Source organism: Roseovarius nubinhibens ISM (genome assembly GCF_000152625.1).
Taxonomy (GTDB): domain Bacteria; phylum Pseudomonadota; class Alphaproteobacteria; order Rhodobacterales; family Rhodobacteraceae; genus Roseovarius; species Roseovarius nubinhibens.
On record NZ_CH724156.1, the window covers coordinates 1,663,782 to 1,677,557 of the forward strand.

At 57.0% G+C, this 13,776-nt stretch carries 18 protein-coding genes; 3 read left to right on the forward strand and 15 right to left on the reverse strand.

The features are described from left to right. Position 1: 1 nt before the first annotated feature. The 5 genes from ISM_RS08045 to ISM_RS08065 form a co-directional block, all read right to left on the reverse strand. Entirely contained in the window at positions 2-286 is a 285-nt protein-coding gene (locus ISM_RS08045) for a hypothetical protein (protein WP_156783344.1), read from the reverse strand. A 328-nt stretch (positions 287-614) separates the two neighbouring features. Continuing rightward, positions 615-1,103 carry a hypothetical protein gene (locus ISM_RS08050; protein ID WP_009813637.1) on the reverse strand — a complete coding sequence of 163 codons (489 nt, stop codon included), beginning with the start codon at positions 1,101-1,103 and terminating at the stop codon, positions 615-617. Positions 1,104-1,180: 77 nt separating this feature from the next. Beyond that, positions 1,181-1,414 (reverse strand): hypothetical protein, encoded by a 234-nt coding sequence (locus ISM_RS18240; protein ID WP_009813638.1) that lies wholly within the window; start codon positions 1,412-1,414, stop codon positions 1,181-1,183. Positions 1,415-1,416: 2 nt separating this feature from the next. Further along, complete coding sequence (locus tag ISM_RS08060) at positions 1,417-2,154, reverse strand: hypothetical protein (protein WP_009813639.1); 738 nt, start codon at positions 2,152-2,154, stop codon at positions 1,417-1,419. Between the two features lie 27 nt (positions 2,155-2,181). After that, the gene (locus ISM_RS08065) at positions 2,182-2,799 is read right to left on the reverse strand and encodes a hypothetical protein (protein WP_040617956.1); all 618 of its coding nucleotides are present in this window, start codon (positions 2,797-2,799) and stop codon (positions 2,182-2,184) included. Between the two features lie 96 nt (positions 2,800-2,895). Here ISM_RS08065 and ISM_RS08070 point away from each other — a divergent pair, with 96 nt between their 5' ends. Together ISM_RS08070 and ISM_RS17950 are read left to right on the forward strand one after the other, a co-directional pair. Beyond that, the gene (locus tag ISM_RS08070) at positions 2,896-3,129 is read left to right on the forward strand and encodes a helix-turn-helix domain-containing protein (RefSeq protein WP_009813641.1); all 234 of its coding nucleotides are present in this window, start codon (positions 2,896-2,898) and stop codon (positions 3,127-3,129) included. Positions 3,130-3,143: 14 nt separating this feature from the next. Continuing rightward, positions 3,144-3,641 carry a thermonuclease family protein gene (locus ISM_RS17950; protein WP_254655667.1) on the forward strand — a complete coding sequence of 166 codons (498 nt, stop codon included), beginning with the start codon at positions 3,144-3,146 and terminating at the stop codon, positions 3,639-3,641. Positions 3,642-4,299: 658 nt separating this feature from the next. Here ISM_RS17950 and ISM_RS08090 read toward each other — a convergent pair. From ISM_RS08090 to ISM_RS08115, 9 genes are all read right to left on the reverse strand, one after another. Next, a complete protein-coding gene (locus tag ISM_RS08090; RefSeq protein ID WP_009813644.1) occupies positions 4,300-6,096 on the reverse strand; it encodes a hypothetical protein in 1,797 nt (598 codons plus the stop codon). Next, the gene (locus ISM_RS18245) at positions 6,083-6,442 is read right to left on the reverse strand and encodes a hypothetical protein (RefSeq protein WP_156783345.1); all 360 of its coding nucleotides are present in this window, start codon (positions 6,440-6,442) and stop codon (positions 6,083-6,085) included. The genes ISM_RS08090 and ISM_RS18245 overlap by 14 nt, the downstream gene beginning before the upstream one ends. Positions 6,443-6,822: 380 nt before the next feature. Next, positions 6,823-8,001, reverse strand: a complete 1,179-nt coding sequence (locus tag ISM_RS08095; protein WP_009813645.1) for an AAA family ATPase — start codon at positions 7,999-8,001, stop codon at positions 6,823-6,825. Then, positions 8,001-8,138, reverse strand: a complete 138-nt coding sequence (locus ISM_RS18475; protein ID WP_009813646.1) for a hypothetical protein — start codon at positions 8,136-8,138, stop codon at positions 8,001-8,003. Before ISM_RS18475 ends, ISM_RS08095 begins: the two co-directional genes overlap by 1 nt. A gap of 397 nt (positions 8,139-8,535) precedes the next feature. Beyond that, on the reverse strand, positions 8,536-8,889 hold the full coding sequence (locus tag ISM_RS08100; protein ID WP_009813648.1) for a hypothetical protein: 354 nt from the start codon (positions 8,887-8,889) through the stop codon (positions 8,536-8,538). A 108-nt stretch (positions 8,890-8,997) separates the two neighbouring features. Beyond that, on the reverse strand, positions 8,998-9,174 hold the full coding sequence (locus ISM_RS08105) for a helix-turn-helix transcriptional regulator (RefSeq protein WP_156783347.1): 177 nt from the start codon (positions 9,172-9,174) through the stop codon (positions 8,998-9,000). Positions 9,175-9,254: 80 nt separating this feature from the next. Further along, complete coding sequence (locus ISM_RS08110; protein ID WP_040617958.1) at positions 9,255-9,926, reverse strand: hypothetical protein; 672 nt, start codon at positions 9,924-9,926, stop codon at positions 9,255-9,257. 1 nt (position 9,927) lies between these two features. Continuing rightward, positions 9,928-10,173, reverse strand: a complete 246-nt coding sequence (locus ISM_RS17955) for a helix-turn-helix transcriptional regulator (RefSeq protein ID WP_338053141.1) — start codon at positions 10,171-10,173, stop codon at positions 9,928-9,930. Continuing rightward, complete coding sequence (locus ISM_RS08115) at positions 10,170-11,357, reverse strand: tyrosine-type recombinase/integrase (RefSeq protein ID WP_040617959.1); 1,188 nt, start codon at positions 11,355-11,357, stop codon at positions 10,170-10,172. Before ISM_RS08115 ends, ISM_RS17955 begins: the two co-directional genes overlap by 4 nt. 372 nt (positions 11,358-11,729) lie before the next feature. On the opposite strand from ISM_RS08115, the gene ISM_RS08120 reads away from it, so the two are divergent. Further along, positions 11,730-12,476 carry a FadR/GntR family transcriptional regulator gene (locus ISM_RS08120; RefSeq protein ID WP_009813652.1) on the forward strand — a complete coding sequence of 249 codons (747 nt, stop codon included), beginning with the start codon at positions 11,730-11,732 and terminating at the stop codon, positions 12,474-12,476. Here the strand turns inward: ISM_RS08120 and ISM_RS08125 are convergent. After that, positions 12,460-13,755, reverse strand: a complete 1,296-nt coding sequence (locus ISM_RS08125; RefSeq protein ID WP_040618395.1) for an ABC transporter substrate-binding protein — start codon at positions 13,753-13,755, stop codon at positions 12,460-12,462. The genes ISM_RS08120 and ISM_RS08125 overlap by 17 nt on opposite strands. Positions 13,756-13,776 lie beyond the last annotated feature (21 nt).

The following is a 13,776-nucleotide window of genomic DNA, read 5'->3' on the forward strand; positions in this document are numbered from 1 at the left end:
TTTACCCAGCCAATCCGTTCAAATATTCGTCCGACAGTTTGCCTTGCGGCAACCAGTTTTCCGTCGCGGTGTCCCAAACTTTGCCCTTAGCGATGCGAGGATCCCGCAAACCATTCGGTTCCGCCACAACCTCGCCCATAATGACCTTTTTTGGTGATGGTGAAAGCCTGTGAGCCTCCCGCCAGCGACTGGAACTAACGGAACATACAATCATCAAAAAGCCGATCAGAAATGCCAAAAAAAATACGCTGATCACGGCGACACTAGCATAGAGTATCGTGCTCATGTTCATCACTCCCCTGATTCGGTCACTATGAATCGTTAGTACAATTGCGTCAATCTTCTTGAGCTGCCTCTACTTAGGATGTGAACGCTCGACAACACTAATTGTTCAGAGCGCTACTGAAACCTGTCCCTTTTTTCCGCCCGTCCCTTCTCGTTGAGGTCTCAATATTTCCGTTACCCAACTCAACATTTCTGTTACCTAACTCAACATTCGCGTTACCCGTGAGATGGAGTAACAGGGGGAGGAGACGTGTTGTCCCAAACCCTTTTTGTAAGCCCTTCAAACAACACAGCCCCCACAGGCCAAGTCCTTGCACCAGTCCGAAAGCTTAGGAGCTGGCGACGACCAAAGGCGGATCAGAGGGAAAGCTGCGCACATCAAACCACGTGAACTGCGTTCCATCGGCGTTTGATTTCCGCCCCCAGCTGAGGCCACTGGACCCTTTGCGGATCAACCCAGCGCGGAAGGCTCTCAGATCAATCAGCTTCCACGACTCCAGCCCTGTCTGAGCCGCGTTCGAATGGCCGTAGAACATCCAGTCGCCATTGCCGTTCACTATCTTGGAAAGCTCGGTCTGCGCCCCGGATGAAACCTGTGACCGGATGGTGAACTGGTAGGGATACCGCTGCGCATATCCTGGACGTCTCACCCGCGCAGCCACCCGCATATCTCTAGCTTCGAGCATCATGAGGTCGGTTGCCTGAAAGTGGTCGTAAGGATCCGGAGCAGCCTCAATAAGATATCCGCCGATCAGCCGCTTGACCTCAGGCAAGAAGCGATCAGACCATCGGCGATTGAGGTCATAATGGTAGGTCATGCGAAGTGTCCGTAGATCCCATGAGGAAGGACGCCCCCGTAAGTCCCGAGGCGTCCTCGTTGTTTGAGGTCAGCAGATCAGTGCTTACCCTCCTGCGCTTCACAGCGGCCAGCTTCCAGGTGTTCCACCAAATCGATCAGTTGACCGAACATCTCAGAGGCCATCTTAAGCGTTTGCTCGATCCCACGCCGATCATGGGGAACTGCTGTGTTCTCGTTCTCGTGAGCGAACAAACAGACATCGATCAATGATGCCAATTGATAAGCCAAAGAACTCGCGCGATCATTTTCAATCATGTTCTCAGTTTTCATGTTTATGCCTCCGCTTGATCAATAATCGTGGTGGCGAAGCTTTCCGCCCAGCGCCGCCCTTCCGGGTTAACGTCCTTGTCGAAAACATCGACGTGTGACCATGCCACGAGTGCTTGCGCCTTTATGAGCACGCCTTCCATCGTGGCGGCTTCGGCCTTGATGATTTCGCTTACATGTTGCCGAAGCTTTTCGAGCGCCTCACCTTGGCGTTCTCTGGCAGCCGCATAGCCTGACTGTTCCCGCAGCTGCGCAATTTGGGCGACATACTTCCGCGAGAGAGGAAGCGCCTCTTTTGACCGCTGGAGCCAACGCTTCTCGAACTCAAGCCCGCGCTTGCTCTTGGTGGTCCGGATGTGGGCAATGCGAGACTTGTGGTATTTAATCGCGCTCTCAAAGTACTCAGGTGTCCCGTATCTCCAGACCTGTTCGAAATCACCGCGTTCATCAACGATTCGACTGATGCTTGCTCCGGTCAGGTCACTTTCAGGAACGCTGCCGCTTCCGAAGGCGAGAATTGGTTCCGGAGCGAGAGGCCACTTCAAGGCATACTCGTCGACGATCCTTTTGCATTCAGCCCGTGCGGCCAAATAGCTTTCCTGTAGGGACAGAGTTTCATTGCCAATGGCCACCAATTTGGGGTTCTCACGAATGAGCCGTTCGCCCGCGTGTGTTCCGGTTGCAGCCGCTGTGCTTGCTGCCGCAAGGCCGAGCAGCATTTTTCGGCGAATGATGTTGTTCATAGTTACATCTCCATTTGGAAGGTTTGGTTACGCGGTGAAGCGATGCACCTGCCCGCCAACCGCGATGCGGGTGATGGTAGCGAGGTTCACAGAGCGCGGCGCAGAGGCTTTTGCATCCCAAACCGGCAGTAGGTGTGGATGGCGGGCTTTGCGGGTCTGTGTGGCCCGTTTTGCCGCGTCTGAGGCCGCATCGCCTTTGACATGGTAGCGGAGGGCTGCGGGCTGAACTTGCATCGTCCGCTCACTGCCATCGGCTTTGATGAAGGTGACCGCACAGAAGCGCCCACCAGAGGATGCGATAAGGTCGCGCTTGGCCGTGTAATTATCAGAAACGGTTTCCCGGCTCTGTGCGACCTGCAGGGCGGCGCGAAGAGCGCTCATCCGGGTATGATCCGACTGTTGCCAGTGGTCCTTGTTCTCCAGACCCATGATCTCCCGCTGCAGGTCTTCTACCGAACGGGATGCAAGAGCCTCATTTGCCTTCATCTTATGCTCGACAGCCTGAGCTACCGATACACGCTCTCGCGCCTTCCCCCATGCGAATTTCAGAGCGCGGGACATCAACGCACGGAACGGCTCACCATTCCCAAGAAAGCGGTGCACGATGGCCCAGGCGGATTTCATGATTTCGGCGCGGTCAAACATTGCGAACCCTTTCGTGTGCTGATAGCATAAATATGGGGCTGGCAGCATGTGCTGTCAATACACAAAATATGCTACTAGCACACAATGAGGGCGCGAATGACATCGGAGCAGTTTAAAATGGCGAAGGCCGCGCTGGGGTTGAGCAATCCTGAACTGGCTGAAATCACAGGGTTGCATCGCAATACGCTCAACAAAATTGACAAAGGCGAAGGCAAGGACTCCACTATCAAGCTTGTGCAGTTGACGCTTGAAGGTCGGGGAATCCAATTTCTTGACGACGGTCAAGTGGCCTCTGGACCGGGGGTCGCTCTGAAGTCTGAAGCCGAATGAACTAAGGACAACCAATGTTCCAAAGAAGCTCGAAACCTAAGCCCATTGATCGGTCAAGTTCCGCTTTGCGGCCCGTGAAAACATGCAAGGCAACAGGAGCAATTTTCTTCTGTGCCCTTGCGCTTATCGCCTCGACCAATGACGCTCTTGCGGGGCAGTGGATTGAAGGCCGAGTGACACATGTCCGAGATATAGACACCATCGAGGTTCAAAATCTGCCTGTCCGATTGAATGGCGTTGATGGTCCCGAGCTGGACGAGAAAGGCGGGCGGGATGGCAAGCGATGGATGCAAAAGCTCGTCCTCCACAAACCCGTGAAATGCTGGCTGAATGGCGACAAGACTTATGATCGCTGGGTCGGCACATGCTATGGGGCATCTGGCGAGGACATCGGCGCTCTGGCTATTGGCGCGGGAATGGCTCGCGACTGTCCAAGGTTCTCCGGTGGCAAATATCGCCAGTATGAAACGGCGGCGAGCCGAAAGCTGCCCTTCCATAGCTATTGTCGTTAGATTTTAGTTGGCTACCTCAGCCAAACTTCAACATTTCTGATCATTGTAGGGGGGAGGCCTATGTCGTCAGATCCATTCGAACTAGTTGCCGCCATTAAGCGGGTCGAGCGGGAGCGAGACGTTGTTACATTTTGCGGACCGGTTTTGTACGCGCTGGTTGCATGGTGGAACTTGTCAAAGCTATCGACGGGCGAAAGCTTGATCTTAGCCGCAATAGCTTTCATCGGCATTCTCGTGATACGGGAGACTAAAGCGGCGCAGTTGCAAAGCTTACGTGTGAGCCTGAGGCACATAGAGTTGATGCGCGACCCAGCGCTTGCCAGCAATGACAGCGCCGAACTCAGTCACCCAAGCTCGTGATCAACGCAACTTAGGACCCTTGAGCCTAGCCGCTTCGAACGCTCGCCGCGAAACGGGCTCAGCCTCACTGAGCCCAGCTTCAATTTCGCTGATCATTGTGTCCGGCCACAATGCGGACAATGCCTGAAACATACTCCAGGTCACCCACGCTTGATAGGCTGCGTAACTCTCGGATTGCTTCGAAACTTCGACGCCTTTAGGGTCTACGGCGAGACCTTCTGCCGCTTCCTTAATTAACTGGATGCGACTAGGTCTCATAGGCCGGTCAAATGGTTGCTTCCCATCGTGTCTCATCGGCTCACCTCTCCAGCAGAGCCCGCACGACTGCATTCGTGGCCTCATTGCCTCTTTCAGCCGGACTTGCCATTTGCTGTGCGACCAGAGCCGCGATGACATTGTTTTCCAAATCGCTTGCAGCCTTCTTAGGCAATGGTTTCCCATTCCGGATAAGCTCTCCCAAGCCAGAAATAGCCTTTCTGGTGCTACGCTCACCGAGCATCTTCGCACCTTGGCCAATAACCGAAGGGGCCAGCAGAAGGGGGTTCCCGGTCGCGCCCACGCCAGCGGCAGCGCCTGCAAAGCCGCCCAGAGGCAGCCCGCCAGAAGTCGGAGCCAGACGCCCCAGTAGTCGCAAGGCGTTTTGAGTGGGTGTGCCATCCGCGATTTCTCGCATGGCTTTCAGTTCGCTCTCGCTGAATCCTCTGCGCAACTTTGGATTTTCCAGCACCCGTCGGACATTTTGGCGAATGGCATTAATTTCATTCCCGCCCGTCCCTGTTGTAGCCGCGCGCCTTAGACCCTTTGCGATTGCTCCCGTATCCTCGGCTTCGAAAAGCTGCGACTTGTGGACCCGATGCGCTTTCTCCCTTGCACCTTGCAAAGTCGAAACGACCTCATGTGCACGATTTGTTCCCGAAACATCACTCGGAGTGAGAGTATCTAGATGGTTGTCTATGGCATTCTTCATTTGAACACCGATTGCCCGCTCCCCCGCCTCGTTGGAGCCCGCAACATTCTTGCCCACCCACTGGCGCACCTGATCCACTTCCGCGATTGTTGGCGGTGCGCTTCGCAGATCCTTACTCAAGGCGTCGGCAGCTATAGCGGCCCTGGGGTTGAGCTTGCGAGTGGCCGCTCTTTCACCAAGTGTTCCAGAAATTCTACCTGCTAGCGCATCCGCAGATGCTGGCGATAAGGTCGCGCCCGAGTTCCTCACTTCCTCATATGCCGCGTCAGCCTCTGCTTTGAGCATTTCTACAGAGGGGGCCTTAGGAGACGGGCGAAGGGCGCGAGAGGCGGCTACCGGTGACAAACCACCTGCCAGAGAGGCAATAGTGTCAGCTGTAGCATTGCCCGGCGCGATTTCTTGGGAGGTTTGGCCTGCCACGCCGGAGCCAACCGCGCTTACAGTCTCCATCGCCCCCAGCGCCAATGGTGCCTTTGCATTGCGTAACATGGCCCCACCAGGAACCGACATAGCCCCCACTTCCTGCCCGATACGCCGACCATACCTCTGAGCGGTATTTTGTGGCTGAACGTTTGAGATGGTTGGAGCAAGAAGGTCTTCGAATGTACCGCTGCCCCCGAACGCGTCAGTTATCGGCGGGAGATCAGTCCCGAATAGAGAGTTTACCCCTCGGCTGCCGTAATTGATAACGCCCGTCATGATGTCGACAGGTGCGCCAAGAATACCCGCGATGCCCTCGTTAACGCCGCTCATGGATTGCTCAAGCATGCTGGTTTCTGGTTGCTCACCCACGCGTTTTTTCTTTGCCGCAGCAGCGAGAGCCAACATATCGAGCATTTCTTGAATGGATGGATCATCTTGTGAAGGTCGCGCTGTCTCCAAGCTTTTATCAGGGGCTGATGACCCTTGGATTAGATCCAGCATCTGCTGAATCGAAAGATCATCGTCGGCGATTGGTGCCTCTTCCCACCATCGGTCAGGTACGCTGGAGCCCTCGGCTATCGGAGCTTCTTCCCACCATCTGTCCCCTTCCACGGCCCTCTTTAGCGCACTGGCAGCATCTTCCTTGCTCGGCGCGTCGACCTCGTAGATGGCCCCATTCGGGCCTTGAACTTCATAGATTGCCATACTGCTTTTCCTCGCTAGCCGCCGCTCCGGCCTTTTGTTTTAGCTTATCACATTCCGCTTCAAGCCCCAATGAAATAAGGGCGAAATAGCGTTCTTCGCGCCGCTGCCGTGCCGCTTTTTTTCGGCAGCTTTCTCGGCAAAAACGAGCATCAGCCCGCTTGTCAAAACTAAGCTCTCCGCCACACCAGCCACAGAACCAAGAGCCCTCAATCAAGCGCCGACCTATCGCTCTTACACGCCTGAGCCGGTTGCCCTTGTTTCCCGTCCAAAAGTACACTTGCATTTGAGCCGTGTATCCTTTGCCGTCTCGCTCAAGCCATATGGTGCCTGCCTCTGGTCCGGGCATGCCGTTCTCCTTCTCTATTTCGCCACACACAGGTGGGTTAATCGGTTGAGATTTCGTGCATTGGTGCGCGATGCTCCCCAAGCTCATCCTCCTGGAAAGAAGTACGCAGGGATTGATTTTGTCAGGCCCTAAAAGGCTGAACGGCGAGCCGCGCCCACATCTCGGGTTCGCTGCGCAGTGATACCTAAGGCCAGACCGTGCGGCGTCAGTGAGGCCCAGAAGCATGCGAAAACCGCTGTTTTGCCCCACCACCTCAATGGAACCACTCAGCGCACCACCACCACCCGCCCCCCCTTTAGGGGGCGGGGTGGTGGAGCAGTGGTTTTGGGGGGTATTTGCTCCACCCTGCTCCACTACAGATTTTAGGGTGGTGGAGCACATTATTGGGTCGCCCATTCACCCACCTCCAAGCAAGGGCGTGGGCGCCGGTTTCCATCATTAACCTGACACTTCGCCAGAGCGCCGGATTGCAACCAAGCCTCGATCATCTTCTTGATCCGGCGCTTGTCTTTGGTGGGGTCCAATCCGAGCACCTCTGCCACAATGACACCTGCCCACTCTATGCCCGCCTGGTCGGAGTAACGCGGCTGCTTCCCATCAATGGCGTTTTGAACCGCCAGCAGGTCTTTGCTGTCGAAGCCATCAAAGGTGTCAGGCCAATCCCAAACCTCGGCAACGCCAACGCTCTCCCCGTTCGCCAGCTCGACAGAGACCATGCGCCGCCAAGTGCGCTTACCTACGGGGGCAAGGTTTGATTTGTCGCGTGTGACCGTGAAGTAGGTAGTGAGATCATCCGGGGCGATGCCCGCTTGCTCTTTCTCATCGGCAGTCATGCGGTTTAAGACGCGGCCTGACCTAGCAGCCGCCAACAGGGCTGAACCGCCCCTGCTGTCCTCTGTGCTGGCTTCTGTGCCATTCGTCTTGCGGGTATGGTGGACCAGCTCAATTGCACAGTTGCACTGATCCGCGAGCCGCGCCCATTCCTTGGCAATCAAGTCGATTGCCACGTTGTCATTCTCACCCGCCCGGTGAGAGGAGACGAAGGGGTCAACGATTAGGACGTCAATCTTTCGGTCATTGATTTCCCGCGCCAACTCGTCAATCTCGGGCTTCACAATCATGACGCCATCACGACTCTGAACGGCAGTGCAAAGCTCGCGCTCGCGCCCGGTGTCAACAAACAGCCTGCCTTCAACCTCTTCGGGCCGCACCCCGTGGTGCTGCATCGCTGCTGTAATCCGAAGGTTCATCTCATCGCGCGGGTCTTCGAGATTGTAGAGCCAGACATTCAGGCCTTTAGCCATCCATTCGCCGAGCAACTCGCGTTCAGAAACCATTGCCAAGCCCTCAACGATTGTCAGGGAGGACTTGCCAACCCCTCCGGGGGCAACAGTCACCGCGACCTGATTTCGCAGAAGGTGCCGCCCGTAAATCCACGGGCGACGCGGCAAGCTGCTTGGGTCTTTCCAGATGAAGGGTGTTGGCAAGCGCGCACTGTGCACCGGGTGTTCTGCCCGGTGCTCAGCGAGTTGCGCAGCCATGTCTGAGAAATCACGCATCAAGCCGCCTGCCTCCCTTGAACAAAGTTCAGGAAGGCCGCTTGGCGCTGCGGCGGCATCGCGGCGAAGCTTGCGAAGCAGTACGCCTCATGCTCCTCAGGTTCGGCCAGATCAGCCCAGAAGGCTGCCTCATCCATGCTCGAAACCAGAGGGGCAATAGGCTGGCCCGCCCCACTCCAACCCAGCGCCGCGCTTGCAACAACACGTCCATCTTCTGGGGAAAGCGCCTTTAGGGTGACATAGGCCAATGCCGCTCGCTCAGGCGCGCTCAGACGAGACCGCAGGACTGCCGCGAGTCCCAGCCATGCATCTGTGTCGTTAAGAAGGAGGCAGTACCCCAGAGACCGGGATACGCGCTTGATGCGGTGAGGCATGTGCGCGGCCAAGGCCGTGCCTCGAGTGGAAGGGCTAGAGACGCTCGCAGCAGCCATCACGAACCCTCCCCATAGTGCAGGCCAGCAACAAGCCGGGCCTGGGCTGCGGTGAGGCCGTAGAGGCGCTGCAGATAAGCAATCTGGAGTTTGAGGGTACCGATCATTTGACACCCCCGAAGATCCGACGAACTTTCCCCGCGAGGAAATAAACGCCGAACCTGGCGCGGTCGGTTGCGGTGTCGTTGTCGTACATCTCCTTCGTGATCGGCACCCCGTAATCGTGACGCAGAATGCACACACGGTCGGAAATGCGCACCGGGCTGGCACAGTAGAGGGGCTGCTTGATTAGGGCGTCCAGAATGATCCTATTGCCCTTGGTAAGCGTAATGGTCTTAGCTTTGCCATCCTCGCCAATTATCTCATATCGCGCTGGGGCCGTGCCGGTGGGCATGTCGCTCCAACGTTCGACGCGAAGCGCGTTGGCGGGTGGTTTGTCTGTGGGCTTACTGCTCATGAACCGCGTTCCTTTCTGGATTGAAAGGCCGGGGCATTTGGGCTATTCTTCGAGTGTCGTCTTTCAGAATACCGCCTCTGCCCGTGCCTTGCGGGTGGGGGTTTTCTTTTAGGCGGCCTGCGACTGGCCAATGAGCGCGTCATCAACCTGGCTTTCGATCCAGTACGGACGACCGCCCAAGCGGATCGGTTCAGGAATGCGGCCAGCTTCTACGTCTCGATACAGGGAACTCCGAGAGCGCCCGCCGAGCTTCTGAGAGAGCTGATTGAGGTTCAGGTAGGTCATTGCTTCACCTTTCTGTTGCATGGTGAAGCAAGATTTAGAGATTACTGGGTGTCGCGCTTGTGGGGGATAATTTTTTATCTCTACACGGCCTTGGGAGGTTTGGTCCAAGTCGCGGCAATGTCGGGGCGTGACATCTTTATTCTCGTCGCTTCGCCAATCAAATACTGAGTCTCCTCACGCAGGCGGACGTCAGCCGGTTTCTTTGAGTGAAGCAGGTGTCTGATTGCCCCGTCGCTCAAGTGATACCCATTGAGCGCTAAGCCCTCGACCACAGCGTCACACGCGCTGTTTTTAATGCGTGTGGCGTCGCCACTTGAAAGGCGCAAATCAAATTCGTTGGCAACCTTCCAAGTAATACAAATCAAAAACTGATTTCTAAACCAAGTTTCCTTTCGCCGCTGTGCTGGCGGATCCTTCAAGAGGCCGCTCATAAATAAGTAAGAGAAAACACGTAATGGTTCCGGGAGTTCCCGGCCCTCGAACAGGAAGCACGCTGATATTTCCCGGCACAGTTGTCGCGCCCCAAGAGAGGTTTCATTCATGGACCAAAGCTTGGCCGCTGCCTCGTCGGAGACTTCAAACGTCCAACCGCCTGCCTGAGTAGGCTTAAAGTGAATATCTAGCGAAAGCTGAAGCAGTACTCGGTCGGGAGGATACTTTTCGCTCAGAAAGCCCTTCTCCGTGAACATAAAACGGGACGCTTTTTGCACCCACTCGACAGCCCGCGCGAAATTTTCCTGCCTTTCACTCAACTCACCGGCCCTCCACCCATTCGCTGATCGCACTCTCCCGCCAGCCGATGGCACGAAGCCCAAGCTTCTGAGGGGGCGGGAAATCCCCTCGGCCAATCATGCGATAGATAGTTGAGCGGCTCAAACCGATGATCTCCTGAACCTCACGGCAACGTAGTATTTTTTCAGTCATTGAATGTCCTTGTCCAAATGTTTGACAAGAACTTACTGACGGAGGGTTTCGGAAAAATTTATGGCGCGAGATCATGCGATGGCCACCACTTTCCCGGCGCTGTTTCCGGTGACAAAGTCAGCCCATTTCGCCATCAGGGGACGGCGCAGGTCGAGGAGGTCAGTCCGTTTGTATGCGCGGGAAACCTTGTTGCCAGTTGCATGAGCAAGCGCTGTTTCCGCCAAATCCTCGGAGAAGGTCGTTGCTTCTGCACACCATGTCCTAAAGCTCGACCGGAAACCATGTGGCCGTGCCTCCAGGCCTCGGCGTTCCATTAGGGTGCTCATGGTCGCATCAGAGATCACACCCTTCCTCGCTCCTGGGAAAAGAATGCCATCACGTGATAGCGGCTTCGCTTGTTTGATCACGTTCAATGCCTCCTCGGAAAGAGGGACGCGAAACTCCTGCTCTTGGCTCTTCTTTGCTTTCATTAGCTCGGCAGGCACAGTCCAGATATCTCCGGAAATCTGATCCAAGTGACAGAAGCGAATGGGTTTGGACCGAAGTCCGGTCAGGATCAAAAAGCGAAGGGCCAGATGTGTGACCGTGGCTTCAGACAAGCTTTGATAGAACGCAGGTACTTCTTGCCATGGAAGAGCCGGGATGGATTTCGGCTTATGTCGAGACTTGCCTAAGAGCGCTTTGGCCTTTTGAGTGGCCTGCATATCCACATCGAGCCCCATGGCAGCGGCATGCTGAAAAACGATGTTCAAGCGGTGCAAAGCTTTCCCGGCAGTTACTCCCTTGGTGTGCCAGATTTCTGCTAGAGTGTTTTTGATGTCTCTCTGGTCGATGTCCTCGATGGGCACTTTCCCGAGCTTGGGCAGGACGTGCAGTTCAAGGGGCGAAAACCACCGACCAGCTTTGCCATCTTCCCGGAGTTCCGGTTTGCGAGCTTCAAAGGCTTCTTTCGCCACGGCAGCCAGCGTGTGATCATCGCGCGCAGCCTTCCGCCGCTCTCGCTCACGTTCTTTGATAGGGTCTTTGCCATCCCGGACAACAGCCCGCCAACGCTCAGCCGCCTCCCTCGCTTCCTTCAAGCTGACAGATTGGCAGTTGCCCAACCCCATCTCTCTACGGCGGCCATGGATGGTGACGCGCAGAACCCATTGTGCGCCTCCGTCCTTGCGCTTGATCAGCCAGAGACCGCCACCATCGCAGTAGCTCCCCGGCGGGGCGTTTTTCACCTTCGCGGCAGACAGCCTATTCAGAGCGCCCAAATCTTATCCCCCTCTCAATCCACCCCTATATATAGTATATTACGGGATAGGATGAAACACTGTGAGACAATGGATTTGTTGTTTTTCAGACACCTATCGGATTTTGGAAACAGCCTGATACGCATTGATACAACAATTGGATGCCCTCTTGAGGCACCACTTTCTCAGTCCAGCCCTCCGCCCTAACGTCGGCTTTTGACAACAGTCGAGAGCAGAAGACCCCGCGCGAGATCCCCTATCTGCCCATTTCTCCACATGGTGAGCGAAAGGGGTTCGAGGGCGCACCGCATGCCTTGGACCCGACATTGCCTCGCGCCGAGACTGGATTTTTCCGCCCGCGCGGCCTAGTCATTCTGGCAATGTTCTTTCCAGATGACAGCAAGGGGCCTGATTGTGAACGGATCGCATCGCCGCATTGGCATCAGCGACGACACCGCCCAGGTCGTCGGCGTCACGGTGCAATATGTCATCGACACACTGACCAACCGCATCGTGTCGCGGGAATATGGCGTTGACGAGCGCCTCCCGTCAGAGCGGCAGATGGCGCTCGATCTCGGTGTGGCGCGCAACACGGTGCGCGAGGCGCTGGATAAGCTCGAAGAGCGCGGGATGATCCGCCGCCGTGCCGGTTCGGGCTCTTTCGTGACCTATGATCCCGAGGCCGTCACGACCTCTTCGGCCCCCGTCGCAGCGGAGACGGGCCCGCTGCATCTGCAAGTGGTGCGCGGCATATTCGAGCCCGAGATGGTGCGCCTTGCCATCATCACGATGTCGCCGCGCCAGATCGAGGCCTTGGGCGAGACCTTGTCGAGGATGGAGGCGGTCCAAACGGATGCCATGCAATTCGTGCGTCTCGAAGAAGAGTTTCACCGCCAGCTTGCCGAAGGCACCGGCAACCCGTTGCTGACCGCCTGCTATAACCTCGTGATCGATGCCCGGCGGCAGAGCTTTCGCTCGGCCATGTACCGTCGCCATCTGACGCCAAGCCGCATCGCAGCCTACCAAAGAGGCTATAACGCGCTCTTCAACGCCATCGCGGCGCGGGATGTCGAAGAGGCCAGCGAATTCATGAAACTGACCCTTCTCGAAGACCAAAAGCTGCTCATGCAGGAAGACTGATCTCGCTCTGCGCTACAGGCCGGGGCGACAGGCGCTGATGCCACATCTGGCCCAGCTCCGTCATATGCAACTTGAGCCGCGCCTCATGCGCGTCGAGCCACTCTAGAACCGACCCGAATTCCACGATCCGGGCGCGCCCGTCTCGGATCTTGACCACCGGCCAATCCCCCACCAGCGCGTTGTCGATGCCAAACAGCGGCGTGCCATACCACCGGGCGGGGCCAAAGGCATGCGGCATCTCCTGCCGCCGTTTCATCGCCGCAAGCACCGAGACCGGCGCGGTGGTGTCGGCCAGCTCGACCGCATTGTGCCACAGGTCAAGCACCGAGGCATATTCCCAGCTCACCGCGTTCCACTTGCCGGGATATTGCCGGTTGTAGCTGTCAAAAAACGCCTTGGGTCGACTAAAGAAGAAACTCGTATCGGCAAGCTTTGGATCGTCGAAATCGGGAAACTGAAACGTGTATTTCGCCATGAACTCGGGCGAGGTCCGGGCGATCATGCGGGGATAGTCATCCGCGGTACAGGCGAGGATCTCGCCGGCAAACCCCAGAGCATGGGCAGCTTCGGTCAGCGCCTGCATCATCGGCGGCGCGGCCGAACAAAAGCAGAGCACATCCGGCTGCTCTGCCAGCATCGCCGCCACGATCTCTTCGGCATTGGTGGCGCTGGGGGCATAGCGCACCTCCTTGACCATATCATGCCCCGTCGCCTCAAAGGCCGCCCGATAGACCGCGAGCGACGGCAGGCCGAGGCGATCGGACTGGCTGCAAAGGGCAACGCGGCGGGCCTGCGGCACGGCCCGGGCCAGCCATTCGACACCGGTGACATTGAACAGCGGATGCACCTCGGCCGGGGCGATCATATAGGGGGTGTCAGGCGACAGATCGCTGGGCAATAGGGTCGATACGAGCACCCGTTTCTGCATCAGATAGGGCAGAACCGGCGCAAAACTGTCGCCGCCGAGGGTCAGGATCAGCCGCACGCGCTGCCGCTCCACCATGTCGCGCGTGGCCGCCAGGGTGCGCTCTGCACCAAGCGCACTGTCATGCAGCACGATCTCGACCCGGTGGCGCCGCCCGGCGATCATCAACCCGCCCGAGGCGTTGATGCCATCGGCCCAGATCCGGCAGCCGTCAATGCCCTGATGGCCCCATTCCGCCTCGGGGCCCGAGAGCGGCGTGACGAATCCAATACGCACTGGCGAGTGATTCTGGGTGCCCAACATCCGGAGCGTACCGCTCACGGCAAGGCGCTGTGCGAATGAAACACTGCTCATGGATTCACCTTTCATCACGAT

Bases quoted from the DNA above. Each gene is read 5' to 3' on its own strand.
- ISM_RS08100 (WP_009813648.1), bottom strand. From the start codon at position 8,889: ATGAGCAGTAAGCCCACAGACAAACCACCCGCCAACGCGCTTCGCGTC.
- ISM_RS08125 (WP_040618395.1), bottom strand. From the start codon at position 13,755: ATGAGCAGTGTTTCATTCGCACAGCGCCTTGCCGTGAGCGGTACGCTC.
- ISM_RS08105 (WP_156783347.1), bottom strand. From the start codon at position 9,174: ATGACCTACCTGAACCTCAATCAGCTCTCTCAGAAGCTCGGCGGGCGC.
- ISM_RS08065 (WP_040617956.1), bottom strand. From the start codon at position 2,799: ATGTTTGACCGCGCCGAAATCATGAAATCCGCCTGGGCCATCGTGCAC.
- ISM_RS08045 (WP_156783344.1), bottom strand. From the start codon at position 286: ATGAGCACGATACTCTATGCTAGTGTCGCCGTGATCAGCGTATTTTTT.
- ISM_RS17955 (WP_338053141.1), bottom strand. From the start codon at position 10,173: ATGATCTCGCGCCATAAATTTTTCCGAAACCCTCCGTCAGTAAGTTCT.
- ISM_RS08060 (WP_009813639.1), bottom strand. From the start codon at position 2,154: ATGAACAACATCATTCGCCGAAAAATGCTGCTCGGCCTTGCGGCAGCA.
- ISM_RS08095 (WP_009813645.1), bottom strand. From the start codon at position 8,001: ATGCGTGATTTCTCAGACATGGCTGCGCAACTCGCTGAGCACCGGGCA.
- ISM_RS18240 (WP_009813638.1), bottom strand. From the start codon at position 1,414: ATGAAAACTGAGAACATGATTGAAAATGATCGCGCGAGTTCTTTGGCT.
- ISM_RS08070 (WP_009813641.1), top strand. From the start codon at position 2,896: ATGACATCGGAGCAGTTTAAAATGGCGAAGGCCGCGCTGGGGTTGAGC.
- ISM_RS17950 (WP_254655667.1), top strand. From the start codon at position 3,144: ATGTTCCAAAGAAGCTCGAAACCTAAGCCCATTGATCGGTCAAGTTCC.
- ISM_RS08050 (WP_009813637.1), bottom strand. From the start codon at position 1,103: ATGACCTACCATTATGACCTCAATCGCCGATGGTCTGATCGCTTCTTG.
- ISM_RS08090 (WP_009813644.1), bottom strand. From the start codon at position 6,096: ATGGCAATCTATGAAGTTCAAGGCCCGAATGGGGCCATCTACGAGGTC.
- ISM_RS18245 (WP_156783345.1), bottom strand. From the start codon at position 6,442: ATGCCCGGACCAGAGGCAGGCACCATATGGCTTGAGCGAGACGGCAAA.
- ISM_RS08120 (WP_009813652.1), top strand. From the start codon at position 11,730: ATGACAGCAAGGGGCCTGATTGTGAACGGATCGCATCGCCGCATTGGC.
- ISM_RS18475 (WP_009813646.1), bottom strand. From the start codon at position 8,138: ATGGATGAGGCAGCCTTCTGGGCTGATCTGGCCGAACCTGAGGAGCAT.